This window comes from Paenibacillus sp. XP01 (genome assembly GCF_057364885.1).
On record NZ_CP139481.1, the window covers coordinates 3,824,882 to 3,849,413 of the forward strand.

Consider the following 24,532-nt stretch of genomic DNA (forward strand, 5'->3'; position numbering starts at 1 on the left):
TTTAATGGCTTATCGCTTACTTCAAACCCGTAGTGGCCACACCTTTAACAATAAACTTCTGCATGGAAATGAAGATTACGACTAATGGAGCGATAATGACTGCAGCAGCGGCCATGACCAGATTCCACTGCGTTCCTCCGCTTCCTCCGCCGCCTTCTTCCATAAATCGCGACAGTCCTAACTGAACGGTCCGCAAACTTTCATTGTTGGTTACAATGAGCGGCCAAAACAGTTCATTATAATTCCAGATAAAGGACAACAAAATATACGTCACAACAGCAGCTCCCGATAAAGGCATCATGAGATGACGCATGATTCTGGTGTGTCCGCAGCCATCGAGGATAGCGGCTTCCTCAAGCTCTTTCGGCACCTGCATAAAGGCTTGCCGCAGCATAAATATGCCAAAGGCTTTTACGGTGAAGGGCGCGATCAAGCCCATATACGTATCCACCCACCCCAATTGTTTGATGGTCAAAAAATTAGGGATAAACGTAACCTGGTCCGGAATCATCATGGTAGCCAGCACCAAGAGAAACAGAAACCCGCTTCCCTTAAACCGCAATCTGGCAAAGGCATAAGACGCTGGAATGATCAATAGCAGTTGAATCACGATCGTGATACTTGCTGTAAATAAGCTATTGAATAGATACCGGCCCAGCGGAGCCAGCTTCCATATTTCCACGTAGTTTTCCCAGCGGAACACTTGCGGGATCAACGTAGGAGGAAACATGTACACTTGATCAACGCTCTTCAATGAATTGCTCAACATCCAGATAAAAGGAAATAACATAATGATTGAAAAAAGACTCAAAAGGGCGAAACCGAACCATCTAAATGCAACTTGCTGCAGTCTCATGAATAGTGCACCCACCTTTTGGAGACTTTCATCTGGATAAACGTGATGAGCATAAGAATCACAAAAAGCGCCGATGAAGCTGCGGAAGCGTAGCCGATATCAAAAAATTCAAAGGCATTCTGGTAAATGTAATAAATGATCATATTTGTGCTTTCTGCCGGCCCGCCGCGGGTCATCGTAAACAGCAGATCGAAATCTTCAAAAGCGCCAATTAACGCGACGATCACAACAAACAAGATATAAGGAGAGAGCAGCGGCAGCGTTATCCGGGTAAACAGCTGAAGCCTACCCGCTCCATCCATCTTGGCCGCTTCATACAGGGATTCCGCGATGTTTTGCTTGCCAGCCAGCAGAATCACCATGTAGTAGCCAACCACCTTCCACACCTTCGTAATGATTAGCGCCGCCATGGCCCACCCCGGCTTTGCCAGCCAAGGAGCGGCAGGAATCGAGAAGAAATCGAGCACCCAGTTGATCAGGCCAAAATCCTTGTTGTACATCCACACCCATAGGGTTCCTATGGCCGCCATAGGCGTAATGTAGGGTAAAAATACGACCGAGCGAAACCATCTGACGCCCCGCATTTTTTCATCCAGCACAACAGCCAGTACAGTAGCCAGCAAGACCGTAAAGCCGACGGAAAAAATCCCAAATATAAACGTGTGTCCAACAACTGCCCAAAATTCGGGAGCGGAAAACATCCGGATATAGTTGCCTGCGAAAATCCAGTTAAAATCAGGGGCAATCAGATTCCAGTCCGTCAGACTTAGAAGAAATGTCATGCACATTGGATAAAGATGAAATACGACAAGAAGAACGATGGCTGGAAGAACCAACACATAGGCAGTCAAGTTTGTATACGACCATTTGGCTATGCTTTTTTTGTTACTCACCGTTTGCCCGCTCAAGATCCTCTTCCTTTCAAAAGCCCATTGTTTATCCATGTTCACTCCTTTGCAAAGAAGACAACGCCGACCTGATCAATGCAGCAGCCTCCTGCAATTGCGCCATGGATGCAGCATAGGAAAGCCTGATAAAACGAGGAGCCTTAAACATGTCCCCCGGCGTCACAACGACCCCCGCTTGATCCAGCAAATATTGCGCAAAGTCCTTGCTGCTGGAAATCGTCCTATTCTCATACATGGAGCCAAAGTAGCCAGACACATCAACCATCAAATAAAAAGCGCCTGTTGCATCAGGACATGACAACCCTTCAATCGATCGAATTTCACGAATCAGATATTGCCTTCGTTCATCAAAGGATTTTGTCATTTCCTGAACCGAATCCCCCTCATCCTTGAGCGCTGCAATCGCCGCATATTGGCTGATCGAGCTAGGATTGGAGGTGGTGTAACTTTGAATGACCGTCATGGCGCGAATCACGGGCAATGGACCGCAGGCGTACCCGATTCTCCAGCCTGTCATCGCATACGCCTTGGATAATCCGTTAATCGTAATCGTCCGTGCTTTAATCTCCTCGCTTAAAGCGGCGATCGAGGGAACCTTCTTGCCATAATTCAAATATTCATAGATTTCATCCGCAATAATGTAAAGATCATGACGAACAGCGATCATGCCGATGGCATACAACGTTTCTCGATCAAATACCGTTCCGGTCGGATTATTCGGATTTGTGAGCAAAATAGCCCGCGTCTTGGAAGTTATGTTACTGGCAAGCCGCTCTACGTTGAGCTGAAAGTCTTGTTCAGGCTCGGTTTCAACAAACACAGGAATCGCCCCTGCGTACGCGATCATTTCCGGGTAACTCCCCCAGCAGGGAATCGGCAAAAGCACTTCGTCGCCTTCATCGCATATCGAAAGCAGCGCATTCGCCACGGCTTGCTTCGCTCCAGTGGTGATGACCACCTCCTCCGGACTGTAACTAAGATCATTATCTCGCTTGAGTTTGTCACAAACTGCCTGCCGGACATCATGCGTCCCCTGTACGGGGGTATACTTCGTCACGCCCTTGATTATCGCTTCTATGCCTGCATGGGCAATATGGACCGGTGTGGGAAAATCGGGCTCGCCCACGTTAAGCGCGATTAACTTGCGCCCCGATCGGCGAAGTGTTTCGACTTTATCTCTTAATTCTGCTCCGATATAAGGATTTAGCGTACGGACACGATGACTCAGTTGATCATTCAATGGTTGGTTTCCCCTTTCACTTCATGTGGTTTCTACATTTGAAATCATAACAAGCAAATGTAATACACCCGTAAAAACAACAACATTATATTGTTAAATTTTTTATTTACAAATAAAAAACCAAATAAAAACAACACATCATATGTTTCCACACGATGTGCTGCTTGTATCGCAATGCTCTTTAATTTATATAGAAACCCATTGTAATGAGGACAATTCGGTGTGTGGTTTCCAATCTTCGGGCAAGTCCGTATCCGTAATAATCATGTCCATTTCAAGTAGAGTAGTTACTTTATACAGATGCCTGACTCCCATTTTAGAAGCGTCAGCTACCAGCATTTTCTTTTGGCTTTGAGTCAGCAGCCTTTTCATCATAAGAGCGGTCTCGCTTTGAAATGTACTGATATTGTCAGGCGTAAAGCCCCCGCAGGAAAAGAAAGCTTTGTTTACGGTAATGTCTTTTAGCATGTCTTGAGCCAGCACGCCCGACATTCCCATTGAGGAAACCTGCAACTCTCCGCCGATCTGAATCAATCGCCCGTCAAATTCCCCATTTCGCTTATATTGGGCGAATTCAAAAATAATCGGGACGGAATTGCTGACCACCGTAAGCTCTTTTTTTTCTCGCAAGAATGGCGGCATTTGGGCGATGGTGCTCCCGGCAAGAAGAAATATAATATCATTATCCTCTACCCTGCTAGCTGCCTCGGCAGCAAGTTTTTTTTTGATCTCCAGATTGATTGACTCTCGATCGTTATAGATCCATTCCAGCTTTTGATGACTCGTTTTGATGGCTCCGCCAAAGATTTTTTTTAATTTGTTCAGACTCTCCAGCTTGTCCAGGTCTCGACGGATCGTCTCGGTTGTCACGCCGAATTTTTCGGCAAGATCCTTGACATAAACTTTGTCGCGCTGCTCTAATTCCTGCAGGATATCATTCCTTCTCTTCTCCACTTCGCTATAGGAAGAATGCATTCTTAACCTCCATATTCTGTATTCTGTATGTATGCCATGAATCCATCTTAACTGAACCAAACCAAAGAATCCATAAGGAAACAGGATATTTAACCTTTCTTTTCGGTCATTTACACTCTAATAACAATGTATTTTCCTACTAAGAGCATATTCAGGCGGATTAAACAACATAAAAACCACATATCTGAATTATTCTCATTGAATAGTTTACATAATAAATAAGAGGGAAACCCCTTTGTTAGCAGTTTCCCTCAACGATCACCTGTATTTTTTTTGTGCGGAGTACAACTACAAAACATCCTGAGAGATATTTACCATTTCCTGATGCAGCTCCTTGCTGGCCGCAAGAATACTGCTGCCTGTCATATATATATCAATCGGATCTCCATTTAAACAAGTAATACTACCTCCTGCTTCTTCGACTAACAATTTGCCTGCTGCAAAATCCCACGGTTTCTGAAATGAACTAAAGTATGCATCGAATCTTCCGCATGCCACGTAAGCCAGCTCCAGTGAGCCGCATCCAATCATACGGATTCCCCTTGACTCATTAGCGATACGATGTACGAACCTTTCAAATCCAAGTTTCTTTTCTTGCTGATCGTATCGAATAAACGTAGAAATTAATGAATCGGCTAATACGACTGATGTTGAATTCACCCAAAGTCGTTTATTGTCCAGATATGCACCTGAACCTTTCTCTGCCCAAAAAAGTTCATCCGAAGAAGGGTCGTAAACAGCCCCGCAGATCCCTTGTCCATTCTGATATAAAGCGATGGAGATCGCGAAAGTTTGTTTTTGATGTAAATAGTTCGTTGTCCCATCGATCGGATCAACAATCCAAACGAAATCATTTGACTCAAACGCTTCTCCTGTATAACTTTCTTCCCCCATCATTTTGTGATGAGGAAAATGTTCCTTTATCCGTTGTATGATCATTTGCTCATTTTGGCGGTCTACAAATGTAACCAATTCTTTATGAGATGCTTTCGAACCTACATCAATGTTTCCTTCCAAATGCCGCAAACTATTTTTTCCGGTCTCGATGACACATTCTTTGAGTACGTGAAGGTATGGATTAGACATGTATAAACCTCCATTCAAAGTGCTTTTTTCTATGATATCACAGAAGAAGTTTTGGTTACCATGAGCACAAACTACTCAACTGTAGTGCCTTATGATGAACGGTAGCCTATGTTGTTTGACAGTGAAAGAGCGCCACTATAAACTTCAGGACGTACCGGCAATATCTATTTCACCCCTAGGCTAGTCAGCTTACCACCTGTTAGTTCGATAGGGACGCCGTTTATACTTACCCAAACACTTTGAGCGGACGGATTATGAACCATGCGACAATCTGCAGAGAATCGAAGCCTTTTTAAAGCTTGTATATACGAAACAATTTCGGCGTTCGTTGCATACCAGATATCCTGCTTTCCCGCAACAATTTCTCCTAGCCGGTCTAACAGATCCCAGTTTCCCTCATCTTCAAATTCATAGCTATGGCCCCAGACATAAAGCAATGCCATGTGGCTGGGCCTTTCCTCTAACGCAACAAATTGAGAAGCGTACTCCATCACCTTATTATGATGGCATGTTGGATGCCACCTGAACAGATCCTTCGGCATATCAAACCTGCCGTGGCTTTCTATAGTCCGAGCATATTCTATCCCCAAAGCAGGCAATAATGACACCACTTGATCGGAATAGGTTCCAAATGGATAGCTCAGCCCTCGTACAGGATAGCCTACAATACTTTCCAATCTTATCCTGTCCTCCATAATTTCCTGAACGATTTGTTCGGCCGGAGTTTGTTCAAGAAAAGGATGATGAACCGTATGGCAGGACACTTCATGACCTGCATATAAGACTGCAACTTCAGAGCTTGAAACGACCCCATCCGTTCCAAACTTGCCACTGTTTAAATGAAACGTTCCTTTGAGACCATATTCATTGAACTTCTCTACCAGTCTTTTGTCATACAATTTCCCGTCGTCGTAACTTAGAGTTAGCGCCTTGTGTGCTCCGCCTGGAAAACAATCATACTGAATTTGCATTTCAATTCTCCTTTGCTTACATCTATGTTCCTATACCAACCGAAGCTGGATGTGCATTGATCTGTCGCCTTGCTGCTTGTTTTTAATGTGGCCGGAGAGCTCAGCATAGACGAAACCACTGCCGGAATATAGTTAAAAGGGCTCTTCGATCGGAGAGCCCTCTTTTGATGATTCCTGTAATTTACTCCAGTTTCTTTACATTCGCTTCAATTTGGTTATTTCGTTCCTCCACCAGCTTATCGAACCCATTATCCTTTCGATATTGGACGAACTCGGCCATCGCCTGATCGACTTCCTTGTCCGACTTGGCATCCAAAATCTTGGCGATCGTCTGCGACCAGTTCTGCTCGATCTTCTCTGCGTTTCTCGAAGACTGTTTTGATAAATAAACGTCCAGTCCTGCAAGTTCGAATTGCGGCACTACATGGTCTTTGGTCCATTGTTTGGCCTGCTGCAAAGCCTTCGGAAACTGCGAAAGTCCCATTTGACGCGAAAGCAAAGCACTGTCCTGCAGCCACAGATGAGTCGTCAAGCCGATTTCTTTCTCAAAGCCCGCCGGATCCGTCTGCTTGAAATTCAATAAGTCATCATGTAAGACCGGCTTTCCATTCACCAGGCTGTAAGTTTCCCCCTCTCGTCCAAAATTCATCACATTGTTCCCTTCCTCGCTGACCAGATATGTTATGAGCTCCATCGCTTTTTGCGGGTCCTTGCTGCTTTTCGTGATGAAAGTTTGAGTCCAGCCTTCGATGGACGTTCCTGGCAAGGCAGTCGTTCTTCCAACCGTAGACGATGGCCCGTTAACAGCAATATACTCCTTACCCGGGTGCTCATTCGCCCACACGGACAGCGAATCTGTCTCCCCGGTCAAATCCGCAGCGAAATACGCGAAATAGCTGCCGTTCGTGATCCGGGCATTTTTGTCGTCTCCGGTCATCGTAATCATATCCCGGTCTGCCAACCCTTTTTGACGCGCTTCGACGAACACCTTCAGCCATTTCTGAAAATCGGCATCCATATAACGGTCGTAGTATTTACCCTCTTCTGTCAACATTGGGACTCCGATAAAATCGGCCAGCGTTCTATTAAACACCCCGTTCTTCTCAGAGCTATCTCCTGTAAATGGGGTCACGCCAATCGGAATCATCGTTTTTCCCAGTTCATCCTTCGCACCAAGCTTCTGCACGGCTTCCAATGCAGAAATAAATCCTTCAGGCGTGGTCATATCCGGCTTGCCGAGCTGTTCATAGATATCCTTCCGCACCAGAAACGCCTGATTGCCGTAAATGCCGCCCTTTTCATAATCGGATTTCGTGTTGGAGAAATTGGGATACCCGTAAATATGGCCGTCATCCCTTGTAAAGAACTTGAGCGTTTCAGGTTTGGAAGCGGTTTCCAAAAAGTAAGGATCGTATTTCTTGGCCAGCTCATCCAGCGGAATCGCAAATTTTTCGGCATCCTTAACTAACGGGTTGCTTCCATCCATCGTAATGATATCGGGCAGATCCCCGGAGGCCATCATCGTATTGAGCTTGTCGTCGCTGCCTCCCAGATACGTGATGTTGACTCCGGTATCTTCTGTAATGAACTTGGAAGCTACGTCATTGCCCCAGGATTGAGCAAACCAGTCAAAGTTAATATACCAATCCAGTTCGGCTTTGGCCTTGTCTTTCTTCCAACTCGGCGTATTTTGGTCCACTTCAATCCTAGAGTCCGGCAGCTCGGTCGTGTTTGCCTTCCCCCCGCAGCCTGTCAACGATAATGCCAATGCAGCCAAAGTCATAATGATGATCGATTTCTTCATCATGTTTTCCCCCGTTCTTATCCTTATTCTTTGACGCCTCCGACCAGCATGCCGCTAATAAAATATTTCTGAAGAAATGGGTAAACCAGCATAATCGGCAAGGTTGTTATGATCATCGTGGCTTGCTGCAACGATTGCGTCGTAAATGCCGTGGATATATATACTCCCGCTTTGGCAGAGCTCGCAGCACCGGCACTCGTTAACATCTGATACAAATAATATTGAATCGGGTACAATGTTTTATCCGTCACGTACAGCTTGGCGACGAAGAAATCATTCCACTGATAGACGCCATGAAACAAAGCAATCGTGGCGAGTACCGGAAAAGATAAGGGAACGATAATTTTGAAGAAAATTTGAAATACACTGGCTCCGTCGATCTTGGCCGATTCTTCGATGGATTCCGGTAAGTTCCTGAAGAAGTTCATTAATATGATCATATCGTAAAAGCTGAATAATACAGGGATAATGTAGACCCAGAAACTGTTTGCCAGCCCGAGCGACTTGACGACCAGAAATGACGGAATCATTCCTCCGTAGAAAAACATCGTGATGATCCCCATACGGATGAATATCTTTCTCCCCAACAAATAGGACTTGCTCAAAGCATAAGCTGCAGCTCCTGTAACGGCCAAATGCCCAATGACACCGATTACCGTTTTGGCAACGGTCACACCGAATGCTCTGTATATGGTCGTATCCTTCAAAATGGTCTCATAGTTGACTAGCGTAAACTCCCTTGGCATCAGGTAGATGCCTCCCTTCATCGCGTCATAACCATTGTTGAAGGAAAGGGCAATGATATTGAGCAAGGGAAATACAATGACGGAAACAAAAACAATCATGAACACCATGTTAAACATATTGAATATTTTTTCGCCTCGATCCAGTCCCATACGGTTGCCTCCTTTCTAGAAAATGGAGCTGTCACTAAGCTTTTTGGTCAGAACATTGGCGATCAGAAGCAAAGTGACCGAAACAACAGAAGAAAAGATGCCGACAGCCGTTGCAAATGAGAAGTCTCCTTGCGCAAGGCCCAAGTGATACACATACGAATCAATAACTTCGCTGCGCGGCATGTTCGAAGCGTTTTGCAGGACCAGCGTCTGATCCAGATTTGCCCCGAGAATCGAGCCAATGCGGAGCAGAAACATCAATACGATAATGTTTTTGATGCCTGGAATCGTCACATGCCAGATTCTTTTCAAAATTTTGGCTCCATCCACTTTAGCTGCTTCATACAACGATGGATCAATCCCGGCTATGGCTGCCAAATAAAGAATGGTTCCCCAGCCGACCTCTTTCCAAATATCCGATAACGTTGCTATCCACCAATAAGCGTTTGCATTGGACAAGAAAGAGATCGGTTCAGATATAAGATGCGTGGATAGAAGGAAACTGTTCAAAAGGCCGGTCGATCCGAGCCATGATGTAATCATGCCGCCAAGAATGACCCATGACAAGAAATGGGGCAAATAAGAAACCGTTTGCGTGAATTTCTTAAAGAAACTCAATCGGATTTGATTGATCAAAATAGCCAAAACGATTTCAAGCGGGAAACCGATCAAAAGCTTCATCAAACTGATCCCTAACGTGTTCGTTAACACATTATAGAAATCGTTGTCCCCCAAAAAAGCTTTGAAATTATCCCAGCCCACAAATTCAGAACCCGTAAAGCCGGATAAGGGAGAATAGTCCTGAAATGCGATAACCAGTCCGAACATCGGAACAAACGAGAAAACAACCATCAATATGATGCTAGGCCAGACCATGACTTGAAGCTCCCACTGGGAAAGAAACTTGCGTCTCCATTTGGATAACATCTCCTTACCCCCTCTCTATCCCATTTTTAGTTTTGCAACATCCAGGCGTCACCTGGAAATAGCCAGACTCCCTCATCAAGTTCAATTTGCTGTGCGGAAAAATTTTACATAATTAATTAACTTCATTTAATAAATAGGCGAGTCTGGCGTCCATTTCCAAAAAAACAATTTGATGCGCGATTTATTAACGATATTCTACGGATGCAATAGGATGTTGAAGATCATTGATATAAATATTGAATGTCCCCGGTTCTATCGTTTGCTGCAAATGGTGATCCAAATATCGAAAATCCTCTACACTCAACGTCATCTGCACAGAAACAGTCTCATATGCCGGGACGCTGATCACCCGATATTTCTTCATCTCGCGGATGGGACGTACTGCTCTTGAGACGAGATCCTCAATGTATAAGATAACCGTCTCGTCATAATCATACTTGCTTGGATTGCTTACCTCAAAAGAGATCGTTAATTCCTGATCGTCCGTCAGCTCATGACCTGAAATCCGGAAGTCCGAATACTGCGTATCGGTGTAAGTCAGTCCGTGACCGAAAGGAAATAAAGGTCCGATCTCGCAGTCTTGATACCTGCTGCTGTAGCTTGATTCGTTGGCAGGCCGCCCCGTGCTGTATTCATTGTAATAGATCGGCGCTTGCGACGAATGACGAGGGAAAGACATCGTCAACTTTCCGGTAGGGGTATCGAGGCCTGTAATCAGCTCGGCAATTGCATTTCCGGCTTGCGAACCTGGATACCAGCACCACAAGAGAGCCGGAATATCATCAATAATTTTTTGAAGAGCCAACGGTCTGCCGGAGAAACAGATGCACGCATACGGTTTGTTCGTCTGCTTGACTTCGCGGATCAGCTGCTGCTGGCTGCTCTCCAGTTCGATGTTTACGCTGCTATGTCCTTCGCCGCTTAATTCCCATCGCTCACCGATCGCCACGACAATGAAATCGCATTGTGCCAATCGGGAAGCTGGACAGTCCTTGAGGGTTTCGTAGACTTGCACATCAAAAGCTTCATTCGCTCGCTTCATTCCTTCTGCCAAGGTAACAACGTCATCGAAGCTGCCCTTGCATTGCCAATTCCCCAATAATTGATTGCTGCCGGCAAATGGACCAACGATGATGATGTTTTCGTATTGTTGTTTTAGAGGCAGCATTTGTTCATTCTTCAACAATACACAGCTTCGTTTGGCCGCGTTCTTTGCATCTTCCAGAAAACGTGGATTCAAAAGGACTTCATGCTCCTGATCTTCGTCTGCATAAGGATTTTCGAACAGGCCCAGTTCATTTTTGAGCTGCAAAATCTTCAGTACTGCTGCATCAATCTCCTGCAGAAGCGCCGGATTCTCTGAAACAATTTCTTCGTAGTGCTCCAGGTACAGCGTCGAAACCATTTCGATATCAATGCCTGCTTTCAAGGCTAATTCGGCGGCTTCCTTACCGTTCGCGGCAATGCGGTGGTTCTGCAATTCGGAGACGGCGCCCCAATCCGATATAACGATCTCATCAAATTGATAAGTGCCTCTCAAAATTTCCTTCATCATCTCTTCGCTTGCACTCACGGGTATGCCGTTAAAGCTATTGAAAGAGCTCATGACGAATTTAGGCTTCTCTTGCAGGGCAATTTCATAGGGCTTGCCATAGTAGGCGTAAAATTCTCTCCAGGACATATCTACGGCGTTGTAGTCCTTCCCCCCGATGCCAGCTCCATAGGCCGCAAAATGCTTCAAACAAGCCGCAACTCCCGAATCGGCGATAACGCCGTGCTCTCCTTTTTGATAACCTCTGATCATCGCTCGGCCAAGGTTGCCGGACAATAAATGGTCTTCGCCGAAGGACTCCATCACCCTTCCCCATCTGGAGTCACGCACAAGGTCGACCATCGGCGAGAAATTCACATGAATGCCGGCAGCACGCAGTTCGGAAGCGGTGTCCTCCGCAACCTGCTGCAAAATACGCTCATCCCAAGTACAGGAAAGGCCCAATGGTATAGGGAAAATCGTTTTGTAGCCATGAATCGCATCGTGCATGAACAGCAAAGGAACCTTGAGTCTTGACTTTTTCAAATACTGGCTTTGAATCCGGTTCGTGATTTCGGCGCTTGAGACGCCGATGATGCTTCCCATCGTATACAGGGTATCTCCCTCAAGCATATGGGCAGGGAAGTCTGGACCTGTTTCGACCATTTCGCTGTCTACCTTGCCAATATAATGTTCTCCGGTAGTCTGGGAAAGCTGTCCGATCTTCTCGGCAAGCGTCATTTCCTGAAGCAATTCGATAATTTTGCGATTTTCCATAACTGCTCCTTTATTTCCACTCCAGCGGAGGCAGAATATCTTGCTGCAATTTGCACATCTCGTCAATCATTGCGCAGGCCTGATAATACGTAGGGGATTGAGGGTCCAATAAAATGGCCTGCAGAAGCTTCGTCTTGGATTGCTCTACATAAGCCTCAAGCAGCAGTTTGTGAATCGTTCCTTGAATATGAATCGTTCCGATGATCGCGGTCGGCAGTTCAACCGTCATCGGTTTCAACGTAATTCCTTTACCGTTAACGATGGCTTGCGTCTCAACCACCATATCGTCGGGCAGCCCTTTGATCGCCCCTTTGTTCGGCAAATTGACAGCATTCAGTTCAATCTCATCATCGAAGAAAATGGCTTCAATAATCGGAATGGCATATTCATTGCTGCAGCTCACCTTTTCCTTGTCGAAAATATAGGCCTCTTCCACCCATAATTCCTGTGTTTGGACTTGTGCGAACAAGCCTTGATCGATACTGTTACCGCTTGCACAATATACGAAATCCGGAGTTCTCGAATCGTCCTCCCAAAGCTTCTCACGAATAGGATCATACCGGTACTGCAAGGACAAGCCCGCATAGAAATCTTCGGCATAAGATACATATTCGCCACAATGATTGGTTCCTGGATACGGATAATATCCGTATGTGCGGTACATCGTTCTCGATAGGGCAACATGATCGAATTGAGCCAGACGGTTGGCTTTGCGTTCTTTTTCATCAAATAAAGGATACAAATCTTCCCCTGTTTTTTTGTTCCAGATTTTGGTGAAGAAGCCGAAATGGTTGAGGCCGCCGCCTTCCATTCCGATGTCGCTGATATCCATCTCGAGGAATTGGGACAGCTGCTCGATTCCCATATCAAGCCCGTGGCATAGACCAACGATTTTGATCGAGGTGAGCTTGGAAATGGCTTCTACCAGTTTTGCTTCAGGATTGGTATAGTTGATGAACCATGCGTCTGGACATACGCGTTCCATGGTGCGGGCGATTTCGAGCATGGGGCCCAGATTCCGCAAGGTATGGAACATTGAGCCGGGACCGCCGTTTTCCCCGTAAATTTGCTTGCTGCCAAATCGCCGAGGTACGTGGAAATCCTGGGACCAGTAGAAATAGCGGTTCACTTCAATGGCAACGATGACGAAATCCGCCTTCTCCAGCGCCGCCTCCAGCCGGGTCGTCTGCCAAATGTTCGCCGGATGCGAGAATGCGGTGAACATATCCGTAGCATATTTGTACGTTCGAGCCACGTTTTCTTCTTCGATATCCATCAGGGCGATTTCCAGCTCCACCTGGGTTTTCAATCGCTCGGACAGTACCATATCCTGAAGCGCTCCCAAAGCAAAAGAGACGCTGCCTGCTCCAATTAAAGCCACTTTCATTTTCTTCATGTTGTTCGTGCTCCTTTGTCATTTTTTAGCGCCATGTACCCTGCTCCGATGATTCCTGCATCAGGGCCGAACCGGGAAAGGACGACATGGACTTTGTCTCTTAAATGCTTGAACACTTTCGTTGTAGCGCTTTCAATCACTTGATCGACCAACCATGGATTATGGTGAATGACTGCCCCTCCAATGACGATGACATCCGGGTCGATCGTTTGCATCAAAGAAGCAATCGCGTTGGAGAAGTGTTCGACCCATTCCTTTATAAACCTTTGGGCTTTCTCGTCGTGCCGTTTGTAATTCTCGAAAAGCAAGTTTACCGTGGCCTCGTTACCGTACAGGCGTTTGCTTCCTCTCTCCAGGGCCCTGCCGCTGCAGAGAGCTTCCAGCGTGCCCGGCTGAAGAGAGGCATGGGCATGGTGCTTTCCGTGATCGGAGATCACCATGCTGCCAATCTCGCCAGCGTAACCGTGTGCTCCGTGAAACAGCTTGTTGTCCACGATAATCCCACTGCCGATTCCTGTGCTCACTGTAATATAAATCGACTGATGATACGCTTTCGACGCGCCCTGCTCTGATTCAAGCAGGGTCACAACATTGACGTCATTTTCGAAGTGAACCTCGTATCCCGTTAAAATCCGCTTGATCACATCGGTATGAATCCCTTCCAAGCAGGGAATATTGGTCGCATCGTATAGAATCTCATTCCCCTCTCTCCAGGGAACAGGCAAGGCTATGCCAACCTTATCGGCAGACCGGTGGAAATCTGCTTTTTCGATCAGTCGCCTGACATGACGAAAAAGGTCTTCTCCGGTTTGAAAATCCCCGGTCAATGCGGTCTCTTTTCGAACCAGCCGCAGCTGCTCATCCACCAGTCCAACTCGTATGTTGGTTCCTCCTATATCTACGCCAATGACATGGTTACTCATAATTTGAACTCCTCAGTTTTTATCGCTCTTTAACGTACTTCGCCGCCTCGGAATCCAGGTAGAAATCAATATGTTCGTAACCGAGAAGCTCCTGGGCAGGAAGCTTGGCGTCCGGATTTGTAAAAATGTCTCGGACAACTTCGGCTTTATGCCCGCCGGTGATGACGACAACCACCCGTTTGCTGGCGGTGATTTGCCCTAGCCCCAAGGTAATCCCTTTGTCCAAATGCGTGGGCTGCCGGAAATATTTCTGGGCCACTGTCCGGGTCGTCGGCGACAAATCGACCACGCTGCTGTAGGACAGGCTCGGACTGCCTGGTTCATTCAGGCCGATGTGACCGTTCATTCCAACGCCCATCAAACTGAACGTTATCGGATGCTGCTTAATAAAGCGGTCAATCCTCAAGCATTCTTCCTCCAAATCAGGTGCCGTTCCATCAAAGAATTCGATCTGCCGAGGATCAAGCTGGATCAGCGAGAATAGATCCTCGTTCAGCATTTGATAACAGCTTCCTTCAACTTCTTGGCTCACGCCCACCCATTCATCCAGACTCACAATCTTCAGATGACTAGTTTCAGCGTGGATCCCGGCGTCTTGGGCAAATGTCAGGTAGCTCTTCTGCGGCGTGCTGCCTGAGGCCAAACAAAACACCGGATGATCGTCCGATAACTGGGTCTTCATCTCTGCAGCAACTGCCGCTGCAACATCCTCTTCTGTCTCGAAAATTCGAATCATGCTGCTAACCTCCTATCCGGATATGACATGGATCATTTCATTCTGAAGCGAGAGGACAGCAGCCCCGACCGCAGTCGAATGGTACATGTCACTGTAAGTAATCGTTGGGGTCCACTCCACATACTGTCCGACGTAATATTTTGTTCTCTCCACAATCCGCTCCGGGAACAGCGCTACCGTCTTGCCGCTGATAATAACCTGTTCGATGTCGAGCACGCGGATGATATTGATCATGGCGAGGGCAAGATGTTTGCCCACGTAATCTGCGCAAGCTTCGACTTCCGAGTCAGAATCAAGATCATACCTGCTTAACAAATGCTGCAGCCCCAACCTGCTCTCCAGCCAACCGACGGAGGAAGGCGACCTCCGGTATTCCGGGTCAAAGCACATATACTCCAGTTCTCCCGCGCTTGCATTGAACCCTCGGTGCAGTCTCTTATTGAGAATCAGTCCGCCGCCAATCCCCTCTCCAACCGCAATGTGCACGATATCCGTCGGTGCTTGGCCGGCATTCTCCAGATTCCTGAACTCAGCCACAGTCGCAGCATTTACATCGTTCTCAAGGAGAATAGGCAAGTCAACCCGCTCCATGAAATTCCGGATGATCTGCTCATAGGGATAATCCTGCTCCTTGTTATCCTGAATTCGCATTCTGATCGTTTTCTTTCGGGTGTTAATCGCTCCGTCAACCCCGACGCCGATGCCTACGACAATGCTGTTTGTCTTTGTTGCTGCATCTTTCATGCGCGAAATGACATCCTCAAAAATCGAAGCAAACAGTTCGGTATAGAACGGAACGTCGGTTTCCACGGAATACGAATCAATAATTTTGCTGTAGAGGTTGATCAGCACGGCCGTTATTCTTTTGCCTATAATTTGAATTCCGATCGTTACGTAGCTGTTTTCATTAAACCGGTACACCGTTCTTTTTCTTCCCAGACCCCCGGAGCCTTCACGACTCTCCCCGGTGGTGGTCAACAGCCCGATTTCTTCAAAAAAATTGACGATTTTGCTGACGGTCACAAAGCTCATTGCCGTTTTTTCTGCGATTTCCACCTTGGCCAATTCCGGATTTTGCATCAGAATATCAAAGATGATCTTTCGATTCTCATCCTTGATATCATTCGGCAGAAACGACTTCATTTTCTCACCTACCTTTTTTCCGAAACATAATTAATTAATAACATTAAATAATTAGAGAAAAAATATAAAGACCATTAAGGATCTTTGTACAATCATATTACATACCTCTTGTAATCGCTGTCAAGCGTTTTCTTTTCGAAGAACGATTTATTGACGATGGAGGAACGTTCCGTTGAATAAAAAGCACAGAAGCTAGATCCAGTCTTGCTGTGTCTAGTTCAGTGCCCTTATTCTGTCCGCTTTAATTCGCCAATGATAAAATAACGGCTTCATACGGCCTTAATTTTATATTGTCTTCATTGGTCTCCGGTTGTCCATCGATGTTGTTCAGCAATATCTGGGCATGCTTAAATTTAGCTTTCAACGGACCTGGAACCTGAAAAAAATGCTGCGAATCGGAATGGTTCAGCACGATCAGCCAAGTATCCGAACCATAGCTGCGCGTGTAAGCATAGATCGGGGTATCGTCGACGGATTGATCAGCGTAATCCCCGTAAACCATGACCTTGTGCTTTTTACGTAAACGGATTAACTCCTGATAATACGCATAGATTGAATCGGGCGACGCCAAATCGCGCTCCACGTTAATCTCTTCATAGTTCGGATTGACTTTGAGCCAGGGCCGTGATTTCGTGAATCCGCTATGCGGTGACCCGTTCCATTGCATAGGCGTGCGGGAATTATCCCTGCTTAATAATTGCAGTCTGTTCAGTGCCTGTTCAGGCGCCTCGCCATTCATCATTGCTTCCTTGTATTTATTGTGCATGGCGATATCGTTGTAGTCGTAGATGGAAGAATAGCGGACGCCTGTCATGCCGATCTCCTCGCCCTGATAAACATACGCCGTTCCGGGGAGCGTATGAATCATCGTTGCCAGCAGTTTTGCCGATTGGACGCGGTAGATACCGTCATTTCCGTAACGAGTAACCTGTCGGGTATGATCATGATTGTTCAAGAATTGAGAGTTCCAGCCTTCTCCCCGCAGTGTTTCATACCATGAAGCCTGAATTTGGCGGTATCGGGCCAAATCCCATTCGGCCATGTCGTCCGCAACTTGAAAATGAAATAAAGTATGCAGCTCCCGTCGATTTTCCGCCACGTATAACAAACCATCTTCTGGCGTCACAAATGGGATTTCACCCACGGTCATGATGTCGTAGTGGCGCAAAACCTCCCTGTTCATTTCCTGCAAGTACTCGTGAATTCCGGCATTGTTTCCAAGATAATCAATATTCTCGGGATGAGCGGCGTCAGGGAATCCGTCGATTTTGGCGAGCAGGTTAATTACGTCCATTCGGAAACCGTCGATGCCCTGGTCCAGCCAGTATCGCATCATACGGTAAATTTCCTTCCGCAGCTGGGGGTTTTGCCAGTTTAAATCAGGTTGTTCTTTCGCAAACGAGTGGAAGTAATATTCCCCTGAACGTTCGTCGTAGGTCCAAGAAGACGGTTCGAAGTACGAGCGCCAATTGTTTGGAGGCCCGCCTTCCTTCCCCTGTCTCCAGATGTACCAGTCGCGTTTCGGGTTTTCCAGGGACGAACGAGACTCTTCAAACCAGTGGTGCTTAGAGGACGTATGATTGACTACCAGATCCATGATCAGCTTCATGCCTAATCCATGCACCTTTTCAAGCAGTTCTTTGAAGTCCTCCATCGTGCCTGCTTTGGGCATTATTCGATAATAATCGGAGATGTCGTATCCGTTGTCCTTATCCGGCGATTCATAGATTGGATTCAGCCAAATGACGTCAATGCCGAGAGAACGAATATACTCCAGCTTCTGAATCAAACCACGCAAATCGCCATAGCCATCATCGTTCGAATCCATGAAGCTGCGCCAATATACCTGATATACAACAGCCTCTTTCCACCAAGCCTGCTTTATTTCTGACTCCCGGTTTTTCATGCAGATTTCCTCCTTTGGATACCGCGCCTTGAACGGATCGGTCTATATAAACCGCAATATTAATCCCACTAGGCCACTGCGAGAGCAGTACCATCTTCCGATCGCCGTTATCCCCAGATTTTTTCAAATTCCCTTTTTCAAAGGGAAAATCCGGTGATAAATGCGCACGCTTCGCTTCTCCAGATTGGTTCTGCCTCTCCGTTAACGTATGGATGTTTTTTTGCGGTTTATTTATCTTTCTCCGAAAGATTGCAGCGTTTCCTTAAGAAACGCCAAATTCAGACCGGACGTGCCATTCAACACGATATCCGCTCCTGAAGGCTTCAGCACAGCCTCCTCCCCGATGCCGACCGCAATCATGCCTGCTGCCTTAATCGCTTGAATGCCTGCCTGGGCATCCTCGATCCCGATGCAGCGCGCAGGATTCGCCCCTACTTCCGCTGCCCCTTTCAGAAAAAGATCGGGAGCGGGTTTGCCGTTTGGAACGGAATCTGGATGTACGACGAACCGGAACAATGAATCCAATTCGAGCGACCGTAAAATTTGAGGGGCGTTCTTGCTTGCCGAAGCAATGACGGCAGGAATGCCTGCAGCCTGGAGCTCAAGCAGCAATTCTCTGATCCCCGGGTAGGCTTGTTCGGGCGTCAAGGCACCCAGCAGCGACACGTAATGTTCGTTTTTGCGGCGGGCAAAATCCTGTTTCTCTTCATCGGAATACCGCTGGTCTTGGCCTCCAAGTCGAAGGATAAGGTCCAAAGATTCCATGCGGCTGATCCCTTTCAGCTGCTCGTTGAATTCTCTGTCAAACGCGATCCCCAACTCTTCCCCAAGTTGTTTCCAGGCCACGTAATGGTACTCCGCCGTGTCGGTGATGACACCGTCCAAATCGAAAATAACAGCCTCAAGCGTACTAGATTCTCCGGAATCTCCGCGGTGTCCCGACCATTCTTGATCAACGGTGTTCTGAATACCGATTCCAGTTGCATTTGTTGTTTCGCCTTTCATCTGTCTACCTCCAAATAGGTTATGATCTATAAAGTACCGTAATCATGTCGTGCGTTAAGCAACCTCAATGTTCGGCTCCTGCAGACTCAAAATCCCAACGAATGAACTTGCTGTCGCTGGCATACCGCTTCCCGTCCCACTCCAAAGTAACGTCCCATCCGGATGGATTGGATATTTCGGCGTAACGCGCTCCTTCTTGCCCTCCGTAGCAAATGCTGAACTCGCTATCGCCTATTCTCAGGCGATCCAGTCTGCAGACTTTGTCGTTCCAAGCACGCGGCAAAGCCGGTACGAGTTCGACCCTGCGTAAATGGGCTTCGGGTTTAACGCCGAAGAAATGCCGCACGATGGGAACCGCCAGCGCATAAATCGTCCAGGCTTGGACCACACAGCCGTAATCCGGCGACATCTCGGAAAATGATCCCGGCTGCACCCGCGAAAAGCTTCCTCCCATTTTGCGGAGCAATGCCAGCGCTTCATCCGGATTGCCATACGCTGCCTCGGCTACGGCATGAGCCCCCGTCGAGATCGTCATCGTTCCCTGTTGGTAAATGGCGGCCAGATACGTACCGTACTCCCCGACGAACTCGCTGCCACGCATCGTTTCCAGCGCACGCTGCGCTTTCTCCGGATCGGCGATTCCCGCCTCCATCGGGGTCACGATCACCCAGTTCTTGTTGAGCAGCCAGCCTCGGTCCCCTTGGTCTCCGCGCGCCTCTTCCAACAGCCCTTCCACGTACTCGCGGTAACCCTGAACGCCTTGTTTTTCTGCGAGGGAAACCATGTAATCGACTTTGGGCAAAATATCTTCAGCCGAAGCGACCGCGTCTGCATAAAGCCCGCTCCGTTCCAACCAGAACACTCGGTTGACTGCACGAACGGCCCGCTCAGACAGATCCAGGTAATGCTTGCTGTTATCCCCCTTGCCCAGGTGACTGCTCATCTGAGCGAGTGCTTGAAGAGCTTTCGCAGTATACACGGCGCTGTCGATTAACTCCATGTTCAGTCCGGCAATTTCGATAATTCCGTACCCTGACGGGAACAAATCTCCATCCGGGTCCATGGTCTCCAATAGCCACTCCATGCCCTGCACGCAATAATCGTAATGCTGACGCAGAAGCGCTTCGTCTCCAGTCCATAGAAACATCTCCCATACAAAAGCGATGTAATGAGCGGTCTCCTGGGTATTTCCTTTATTCGATACGGCCCCCATGGTGGTGACTTCATGTACGATGCGTCCATTGTTGTTGGCTTCTTTCGATTTTTCCAGCAGCAGATTCAACGTATCCTTCACCAAGTCGTGGTCTCCGGTTGCGAGAACGCCTTGCAAAGCATACGTATTGTCGCAGCCGAACCACCACGGATACGTTGGACCGCCTGCAGTTAGTCCTCGGCCGATCCCGTCGACGCGTTGAACCAGCCACTGATTGTTGCGCTTGACCCAGGCGAAGTGTTCGTTCAATTCTTTTTCGCCTTCGATGCTCAGGAGCGATTGCTGGTCCAGTTCGTCATAGAAAGCTTCCTTTTGTCTTCGTAGTTCTTTATAGTCCTGTGAGAGATTTGCATACGTCTGCTCGCAGGCATTCCGGGAATGTTCCGATCCCGCAACGAATAGGCGGAAGCTGATCGTTTCATTCTCTGACAACGTGCATTCTGTTTGGAAAGAAATCCCCATACCCTTCCCGGCGGTCAGTTCAGGACCGTAAATTTCTGGGCCCACGGTCATCCCGGTACCAGGCAGATCGCTTCCCACAAGCACATACCAGTCGTGGCTGTCATCCTTCACCATGACTTTACGGCTTGATAGGCGCTCGGCCGTTTCCGCGGGTCCTGGATGTATGCCGATTTCGTCGGAATACCACACCGGCCGCAGGTCGGTTCTAGCCAACAGCTCCAATTGGAGCCGGGTTTCTCCCTGGCCGTAGGACGTGATCTCGTATTCAGCCACCATGCCTTTTTCGAGATCCGGCGCGAACTGCGAGCGAACGATCGAGACCGGAATATGGCTCAACCCATGGTCATATTCGAAGCTTCCTCCTCCCCAGGACTCGCTGCTGTAACTGTCTGCCCTGGTCCAGACCGATATTTTGCGGTCGACGTCGGTTATTTTCAGCCAAAATCCGTCCAGCAGTTTGATGGGATGCAGCCAGACGCCCCCCATTTCGTTGGCCATGTGATGTCCGAAATCAGGAAAAAAACCGTCCTGGGTACCGCAGATTTTGACGTATTCTCCAGCGTTGTAATACAAATTAATGGGATGCTTGCTTGTGATACGTGCCATCGTTGTCCTCCTATTCAATGACTCTCCTACTAATACTCATCATCGTTCAGGGCAAGCTTATCCCTTGATGGCGGATGAGATGGAGATACCTTCAATAAAGTATTTTTGTGCGACGAAAAAAACGAGCAACGGAGGAATCATGATCAGCATGGTTGCAGCCATCAGCATGTTCCATTCTACGTTGTACAACCCTTTGAACATGGAGAGTCCCAAGGCTAGCGTGTATTTATCGCTGGAATTCAAGTAAATGAGCGGGCCTTGAAAATCATTCCATACGCCCATAAACGTGAAAATCGATACGGCGATGAGCGGGGGCACGGACAGCGGCAGCATAATACGCGTGAAAATCTGCCATTTGTTCGCTCCGTCCACGTATGCCGATTCATCCAAATCACGCGGAATGCCGCGCATGAACTGCCTGATCAGGAAAATATTAAAGGCACCGCCGCCGAAAAAGGCCGGCACCACCAAGGGAAGAAACGTATCCACCCAGCCCATTTCCTTAAACATGATGAACATCGGAATCATCGTGACTTGGGATGGGAGCATCATCGTTGCCAGCAGCACCAGAAACAGCGCCCTTTTCCCGCGAAAATTAAACCGCGCAAATCCATAAGCACTTAGTGCAGCCGAGAATACGGTCCCGACCATGACGGGAATCAGGATGATCAGCGTATTTTTCAGAAATGTAAAAAAAGGAATGGCAGTGACTGCATTAGCATAGTTGGACCACATCCATACCGATGGGAAGAAATCATTTTTAAAGACTTCTGCGGGCGTTTTTAAGGATGTAGCAAACGTCCATAACAAGGGCACCAATACAATAGCCGCCCCCGCAATCAGCAGAAGCAGAGATAAAATGCGCAATACGATCGGATTCCGCATGGATCCTTCATTCATAAAGTGTTCTCCTTCCGATCAATCTTTGTCGTTGTCGCCCTGATAGTAGACCCACATGGATGAGCTTCGGATAACCAGGAGCGTGAACGCCATGATGATAATGAACAGTACCCAGGACAACGCTGAAGCGTATCCCATGTCGAAATCTTGAAATGCCTTATTGTACAGGTACAAATTATAGAACAACGTCGAATTGACCGGCCCGCCGTTGGTCATAACGAACGCTTGGGTGAAAAACTGGAATCCGCCGATAATCCCCATGATTAGGTTGAAAAATACCGTAGGTGATATCATCGGCAATGTGATATGCCAGAAACGTTGAAACGCCCCGGCCCCATCCAGGTTTACCGCTTCATAAAGTTCTTCGGGAACGCTTTGCAGACCCGACAGATAAATAATAACCGTATTGCCAATGCCCCAGAGCCCCATGACAATAAGTGCGCCTAGAGCATAGCTTGGGTCCTGCAGCCAGGCTGGACCCTGGATGCCAAAGAGGCCCAGAGCGCGGTTGAGAATTCCATACTCCGGATTGAAAATCATGATCCACATCATGGATGCCGCTACGGCTGGTATAACCGAAGGCATAAAATAGATCAGCCGGAAAAATTTCATACCCCGATTGCGCATGTTGAGCAGCAAGGCAACCAGCAATGAAGCAACTTGATATAAAGGGACCGAAACCAGCGCAAACACGAACGTCACTTTCAACGATTGATAGAACAGCTCATCCTGAAACATCGTTCGAAAGTTGTCTAAGCCGACCCATTCAATCGATTTTACTCCAGTGATGATGTCCCACTTGCTGAAAGCCAGAAAAAGAGAGAAAAGCATGGGTCCTATCGTAAACAGCAATAGTCCTAACAACCAAGGCAGAATAAACCAGTATCCAGCACGTTCGGATTTAGAATTACGCATGACAACCTCCTTGATGAAGAGCATGAACCGGCTTGCCAGCCGGCTCACCTTCTGTTATTTCTTGAGTTTACTGTCGACGTTTTTAGCTGCCTCGTCGAGTGCCGTTTTTACGTCCTGCTCGCCCAGTAGCATTTTCTCAAGGGCTTTCGTGAATTCTTCAACAAAAATCGGACCATTCGGGGAGCGCAGCGTAACCGGCTTACGGGCAAAATTCATCATCTCGATGACCGGTTTATCCGCCACTTCGTTCGCTTTGACTTCTTCCAATTCCTTAATCGTGGCTGGAAGCACCCGTCCGTTTGTGGATCTCAGCTTCTGCGCATCGGTACCGGACAGCCACTTCACCAATTCATAAGCTTCCTGTTTATGCTTGCTTGCCGCATTGATTGCCCATCCTGCGCTGGCAATGATGCTGGAGCGGGTGCCGTCCGCGTTTTTTGGAATCATTGCCGAGCCGTACTGCACTTCGGATTTATCCAAATCGCTCTTGATCCAACGTCCCGTAATCATCATGGCCAACTTGTCCGTCATGAACATGGAGGAGTCGCCGCCAAGGGTTTCCGAATCCATCGGCGTTGGCGAAACACGGTTCGTTCCCTGGGATAGTGCTACATATTTTTCCATAGCCGCCACCGTGTTGTCGCTATTCATGTAGCCTTCAGCGACGGTTCCGTCCTCATTGGCAATATCTGCACCATGGTCCCACAGGTACGTATAGATCGGATATTCCCATTTACCGGCGTTGAACCCGAACTGGGTCGTTTTATTGCCTTCCGTTTTGGTCAGCTTCTGGGCCACGGCAATCAACTCATCCCATGTCCACTCATCTGTCGGATAAGGGATACCCGCTTCATCAAACAAGCGTTTATTGTACCAAAGCGCTAAAGGATTGAAATCCTTTGGCAGATAATATTGCTTCCCTTCGATGTTCATGTTGTCGATCAGATCTGGCTGAAATTCATCCAATTTGAACGACGTATCTTTGGCGAGATAGTCGTCCAGCGGCTCAATGACGCCTTTATCGACGTATTTGTAATAATCCCCTTCCCCAACGAGAAAGACATCCGGCGCTTGACCTGCCGCAAGCGAGGTCGTCAGCTTCGTTCCATATCCCTCACTTGGAATCGGCTCGAATTTCACTTCGATATCAGGATGCGCTGCATTGAACTGCTCGGCCAGCTTCACTTCATCCGCGCCGCTGTTCACATCGCCCCAGACGGAAAACGTCAGTTTCACTTTGTCGTTCGATCCCCCGGAGCTCTCGCCGGCACCCGATGAACAAGCGGAGAGCACCATAGAAAGAATCAGCACCATAATCACCCAAAACGATCTTTTTTTCATGTTTAATGGCCTCCT

General features: G+C 47.6%; 20 protein-coding genes. All 20 read right to left on the minus strand.

Going from position 1 to position 24,532, the window contains the following annotated elements:
- Positions 1-16: 16 nt before the first annotated feature.
- The 20 genes from SNR34_RS17275 to SNR34_RS17370 all read right to left on the minus strand — a co-directional run bounded on the left by SNR34_RS17275 (position 17) and on the right by SNR34_RS17370 (position 24,517).
- On the minus strand, positions 17-754 hold the full coding sequence (locus tag SNR34_RS17275; RefSeq protein ID WP_486179731.1) for a carbohydrate ABC transporter permease: 738 nt from the start codon (positions 752-754) through the stop codon (positions 17-19).
- 98 nt (positions 755-852) lie between these two features.
- Positions 853-1,749 carry a carbohydrate ABC transporter permease gene (locus SNR34_RS17280; RefSeq protein WP_486179732.1) on the minus strand — a complete coding sequence of 299 codons (897 nt, stop codon included), beginning with the start codon at positions 1,747-1,749 and terminating at the stop codon, positions 853-855.
- A 43-nt stretch (positions 1,750-1,792) separates the two neighbouring features.
- Positions 1,793-3,004 (minus strand): pyridoxal phosphate-dependent aminotransferase, encoded by a 1,212-nt coding sequence (locus SNR34_RS17285; RefSeq protein ID WP_486179733.1) that lies wholly within the window; start codon positions 3,002-3,004, stop codon positions 1,793-1,795.
- 186 nt (positions 3,005-3,190) lie between these two features.
- Positions 3,191-3,958 (minus strand): DeoR/GlpR family DNA-binding transcription regulator, encoded by a 768-nt coding sequence (locus SNR34_RS17290; protein WP_486179734.1) that lies wholly within the window; start codon positions 3,956-3,958, stop codon positions 3,191-3,193.
- A gap of 309 nt (positions 3,959-4,267) precedes the next feature.
- Positions 4,268-5,065 (minus strand): inositol monophosphatase family protein, encoded by a 798-nt coding sequence (locus tag SNR34_RS17295; RefSeq protein WP_486179735.1) that lies wholly within the window; start codon positions 5,063-5,065, stop codon positions 4,268-4,270.
- A 164-nt stretch (positions 5,066-5,229) separates the two neighbouring features.
- Positions 5,230-6,036: a polysaccharide deacetylase family protein gene (locus SNR34_RS17300; RefSeq protein ID WP_486179736.1), complete on the minus strand. Its 807-nt coding sequence runs from the start codon at positions 6,034-6,036 to the stop codon at positions 5,230-5,232.
- A gap of 181 nt (positions 6,037-6,217) precedes the next feature.
- Entirely contained in the window at positions 6,218-7,843 is a 1,626-nt protein-coding gene (locus tag SNR34_RS17305; protein WP_486179737.1) for an extracellular solute-binding protein, read from the minus strand.
- A gap of 20 nt (positions 7,844-7,863) precedes the next feature.
- Positions 7,864-8,736 carry a carbohydrate ABC transporter permease gene (locus tag SNR34_RS17310; RefSeq protein WP_486179738.1) on the minus strand — a complete coding sequence of 291 codons (873 nt, stop codon included), beginning with the start codon at positions 8,734-8,736 and terminating at the stop codon, positions 7,864-7,866.
- A gap of 15 nt (positions 8,737-8,751) precedes the next feature.
- A complete protein-coding gene (locus SNR34_RS17315; RefSeq protein ID WP_486179739.1) occupies positions 8,752-9,663 on the minus strand; it encodes an ABC transporter permease in 912 nt (303 codons plus the stop codon).
- Positions 9,664-9,847: 184 nt separating this feature from the next.
- A complete protein-coding gene (locus SNR34_RS17320; protein ID WP_486179740.1) occupies positions 9,848-11,971 on the minus strand; it encodes a glycoside hydrolase family 3 N-terminal domain-containing protein in 2,124 nt (707 codons plus the stop codon).
- A gap of 10 nt (positions 11,972-11,981) precedes the next feature.
- Positions 11,982-13,367, minus strand: coding sequence for a family 4 glycosyl hydrolase (locus SNR34_RS17325; RefSeq protein ID WP_486179741.1), 1,386 nt, complete (start codon positions 13,365-13,367; stop codon positions 11,982-11,984).
- Positions 13,364-14,290, minus strand: coding sequence for an ROK family protein (locus SNR34_RS17330; protein WP_486179742.1), 927 nt, complete (start codon positions 14,288-14,290; stop codon positions 13,364-13,366). The genes SNR34_RS17325 and SNR34_RS17330 overlap by 4 nt, the downstream gene beginning before the upstream one ends.
- Before the next feature lie 19 nt (positions 14,291-14,309).
- Positions 14,310-15,026 carry a 6-phosphogluconolactonase gene (locus SNR34_RS17335; RefSeq protein WP_486179743.1) on the minus strand — a complete coding sequence of 239 codons (717 nt, stop codon included), beginning with the start codon at positions 15,024-15,026 and terminating at the stop codon, positions 14,310-14,312.
- 12 nt (positions 15,027-15,038) lie between these two features.
- Positions 15,039-16,169, minus strand: a complete 1,131-nt coding sequence (locus SNR34_RS17340; RefSeq protein ID WP_486179744.1) for an ROK family protein — start codon at positions 16,167-16,169, stop codon at positions 15,039-15,041.
- Between the two features lie 241 nt (positions 16,170-16,410).
- On the minus strand, positions 16,411-18,054 hold the full coding sequence (locus SNR34_RS17345) for a glycoside hydrolase family 13 protein (RefSeq protein WP_486182478.1): 1,644 nt from the start codon (positions 18,052-18,054) through the stop codon (positions 16,411-16,413).
- Between the two features lie 252 nt (positions 18,055-18,306).
- Positions 18,307-19,080: a beta-phosphoglucomutase gene (gene pgmB, locus SNR34_RS17350; protein ID WP_486179745.1), complete on the minus strand. Its 774-nt coding sequence runs from the start codon at positions 19,078-19,080 to the stop codon at positions 18,307-18,309.
- Positions 19,081-19,144: 64 nt separating this feature from the next.
- Positions 19,145-21,361, minus strand: coding sequence for an alpha-L-rhamnosidase-related protein (locus tag SNR34_RS17355; RefSeq protein ID WP_486179746.1), 2,217 nt, complete (start codon positions 21,359-21,361; stop codon positions 19,145-19,147).
- Positions 21,362-21,418: 57 nt separating this feature from the next.
- A complete protein-coding gene (locus SNR34_RS17360) occupies positions 21,419-22,261 on the minus strand; it encodes a carbohydrate ABC transporter permease (RefSeq protein ID WP_486179747.1) in 843 nt (280 codons plus the stop codon).
- Between the two features lie 18 nt (positions 22,262-22,279).
- Entirely contained in the window at positions 22,280-23,176 is an 897-nt protein-coding gene (locus SNR34_RS17365; protein ID WP_486179748.1) for a carbohydrate ABC transporter permease, read from the minus strand.
- A gap of 54 nt (positions 23,177-23,230) precedes the next feature.
- Entirely contained in the window at positions 23,231-24,517 is a 1,287-nt protein-coding gene (locus SNR34_RS17370) for an ABC transporter substrate-binding protein (protein WP_486179749.1), read from the minus strand.
- Positions 24,518-24,532 lie beyond the last annotated feature (15 nt).

What these genes read in the sequence shown, in the direction of transcription:
- SNR34_RS17295 (WP_486179735.1), bottom strand. Translation starts at nt 5,065, where the DNA reads ATGTCTAATCCATACCTTCACGTACTCAAAGAATGTGTCATCGAGACC.
- SNR34_RS17300 (WP_486179736.1), bottom strand. Translation starts at nt 6,036, where the DNA reads ATGCAAATTCAGTATGATTGTTTTCCAGGCGGAGCACACAAGGCGCTA.
- SNR34_RS17305 (WP_486179737.1), bottom strand. Translation starts at nt 7,843, where the DNA reads ATGATGAAGAAATCGATCATCATTATGACTTTGGCTGCATTGGCATTA.
- SNR34_RS17310 (WP_486179738.1), bottom strand. Translation starts at nt 8,736, where the DNA reads ATGGGACTGGATCGAGGCGAAAAAATATTCAATATGTTTAACATGGTG.
- SNR34_RS17315 (WP_486179739.1), bottom strand. Translation starts at nt 9,663, where the DNA reads ATGTTATCCAAATGGAGACGCAAGTTTCTTTCCCAGTGGGAGCTTCAA.
- SNR34_RS17320 (WP_486179740.1), bottom strand. Translation starts at nt 11,971, where the DNA reads ATGGAAAATCGCAAAATTATCGAATTGCTTCAGGAAATGACGCTTGCC.
- SNR34_RS17325 (WP_486179741.1), bottom strand. Translation starts at nt 13,367, where the DNA reads ATGAAGAAAATGAAAGTGGCTTTAATTGGAGCAGGCAGCGTCTCTTTT.
- SNR34_RS17330 (WP_486179742.1), bottom strand. Translation starts at nt 14,290, where the DNA reads ATGAGTAACCATGTCATTGGCGTAGATATAGGAGGAACCAACATACGA.
- SNR34_RS17335 (WP_486179743.1), bottom strand. Translation starts at nt 15,026, where the DNA reads ATGATTCGAATTTTCGAGACAGAAGAGGATGTTGCAGCGGCAGTTGCT.
- SNR34_RS17340 (WP_486179744.1), bottom strand. Translation starts at nt 16,169, where the DNA reads ATGAAGTCGTTTCTGCCGAATGATATCAAGGATGAGAATCGAAAGATC.
- pgmB (WP_486179745.1), bottom strand. Translation starts at nt 19,080, where the DNA reads ATGAAAGGCGAAACAACAAATGCAACTGGAATCGGTATTCAGAACACC.
- SNR34_RS17355 (WP_486179746.1), bottom strand. Translation starts at nt 21,361, where the DNA reads ATGGCACGTATCACAAGCAAGCATCCCATTAATTTGTATTACAACGCT.
- SNR34_RS17360 (WP_486179747.1), bottom strand. Translation starts at nt 22,261, where the DNA reads ATGAATGAAGGATCCATGCGGAATCCGATCGTATTGCGCATTTTATCT.
- SNR34_RS17365 (WP_486179748.1), bottom strand. Translation starts at nt 23,176, where the DNA reads ATGCGTAATTCTAAATCCGAACGTGCTGGATACTGGTTTATTCTGCCT.
- SNR34_RS17370 (WP_486179749.1), bottom strand. Translation starts at nt 24,517, where the DNA reads ATGAAAAAAAGATCGTTTTGGGTGATTATGGTGCTGATTCTTTCTATG.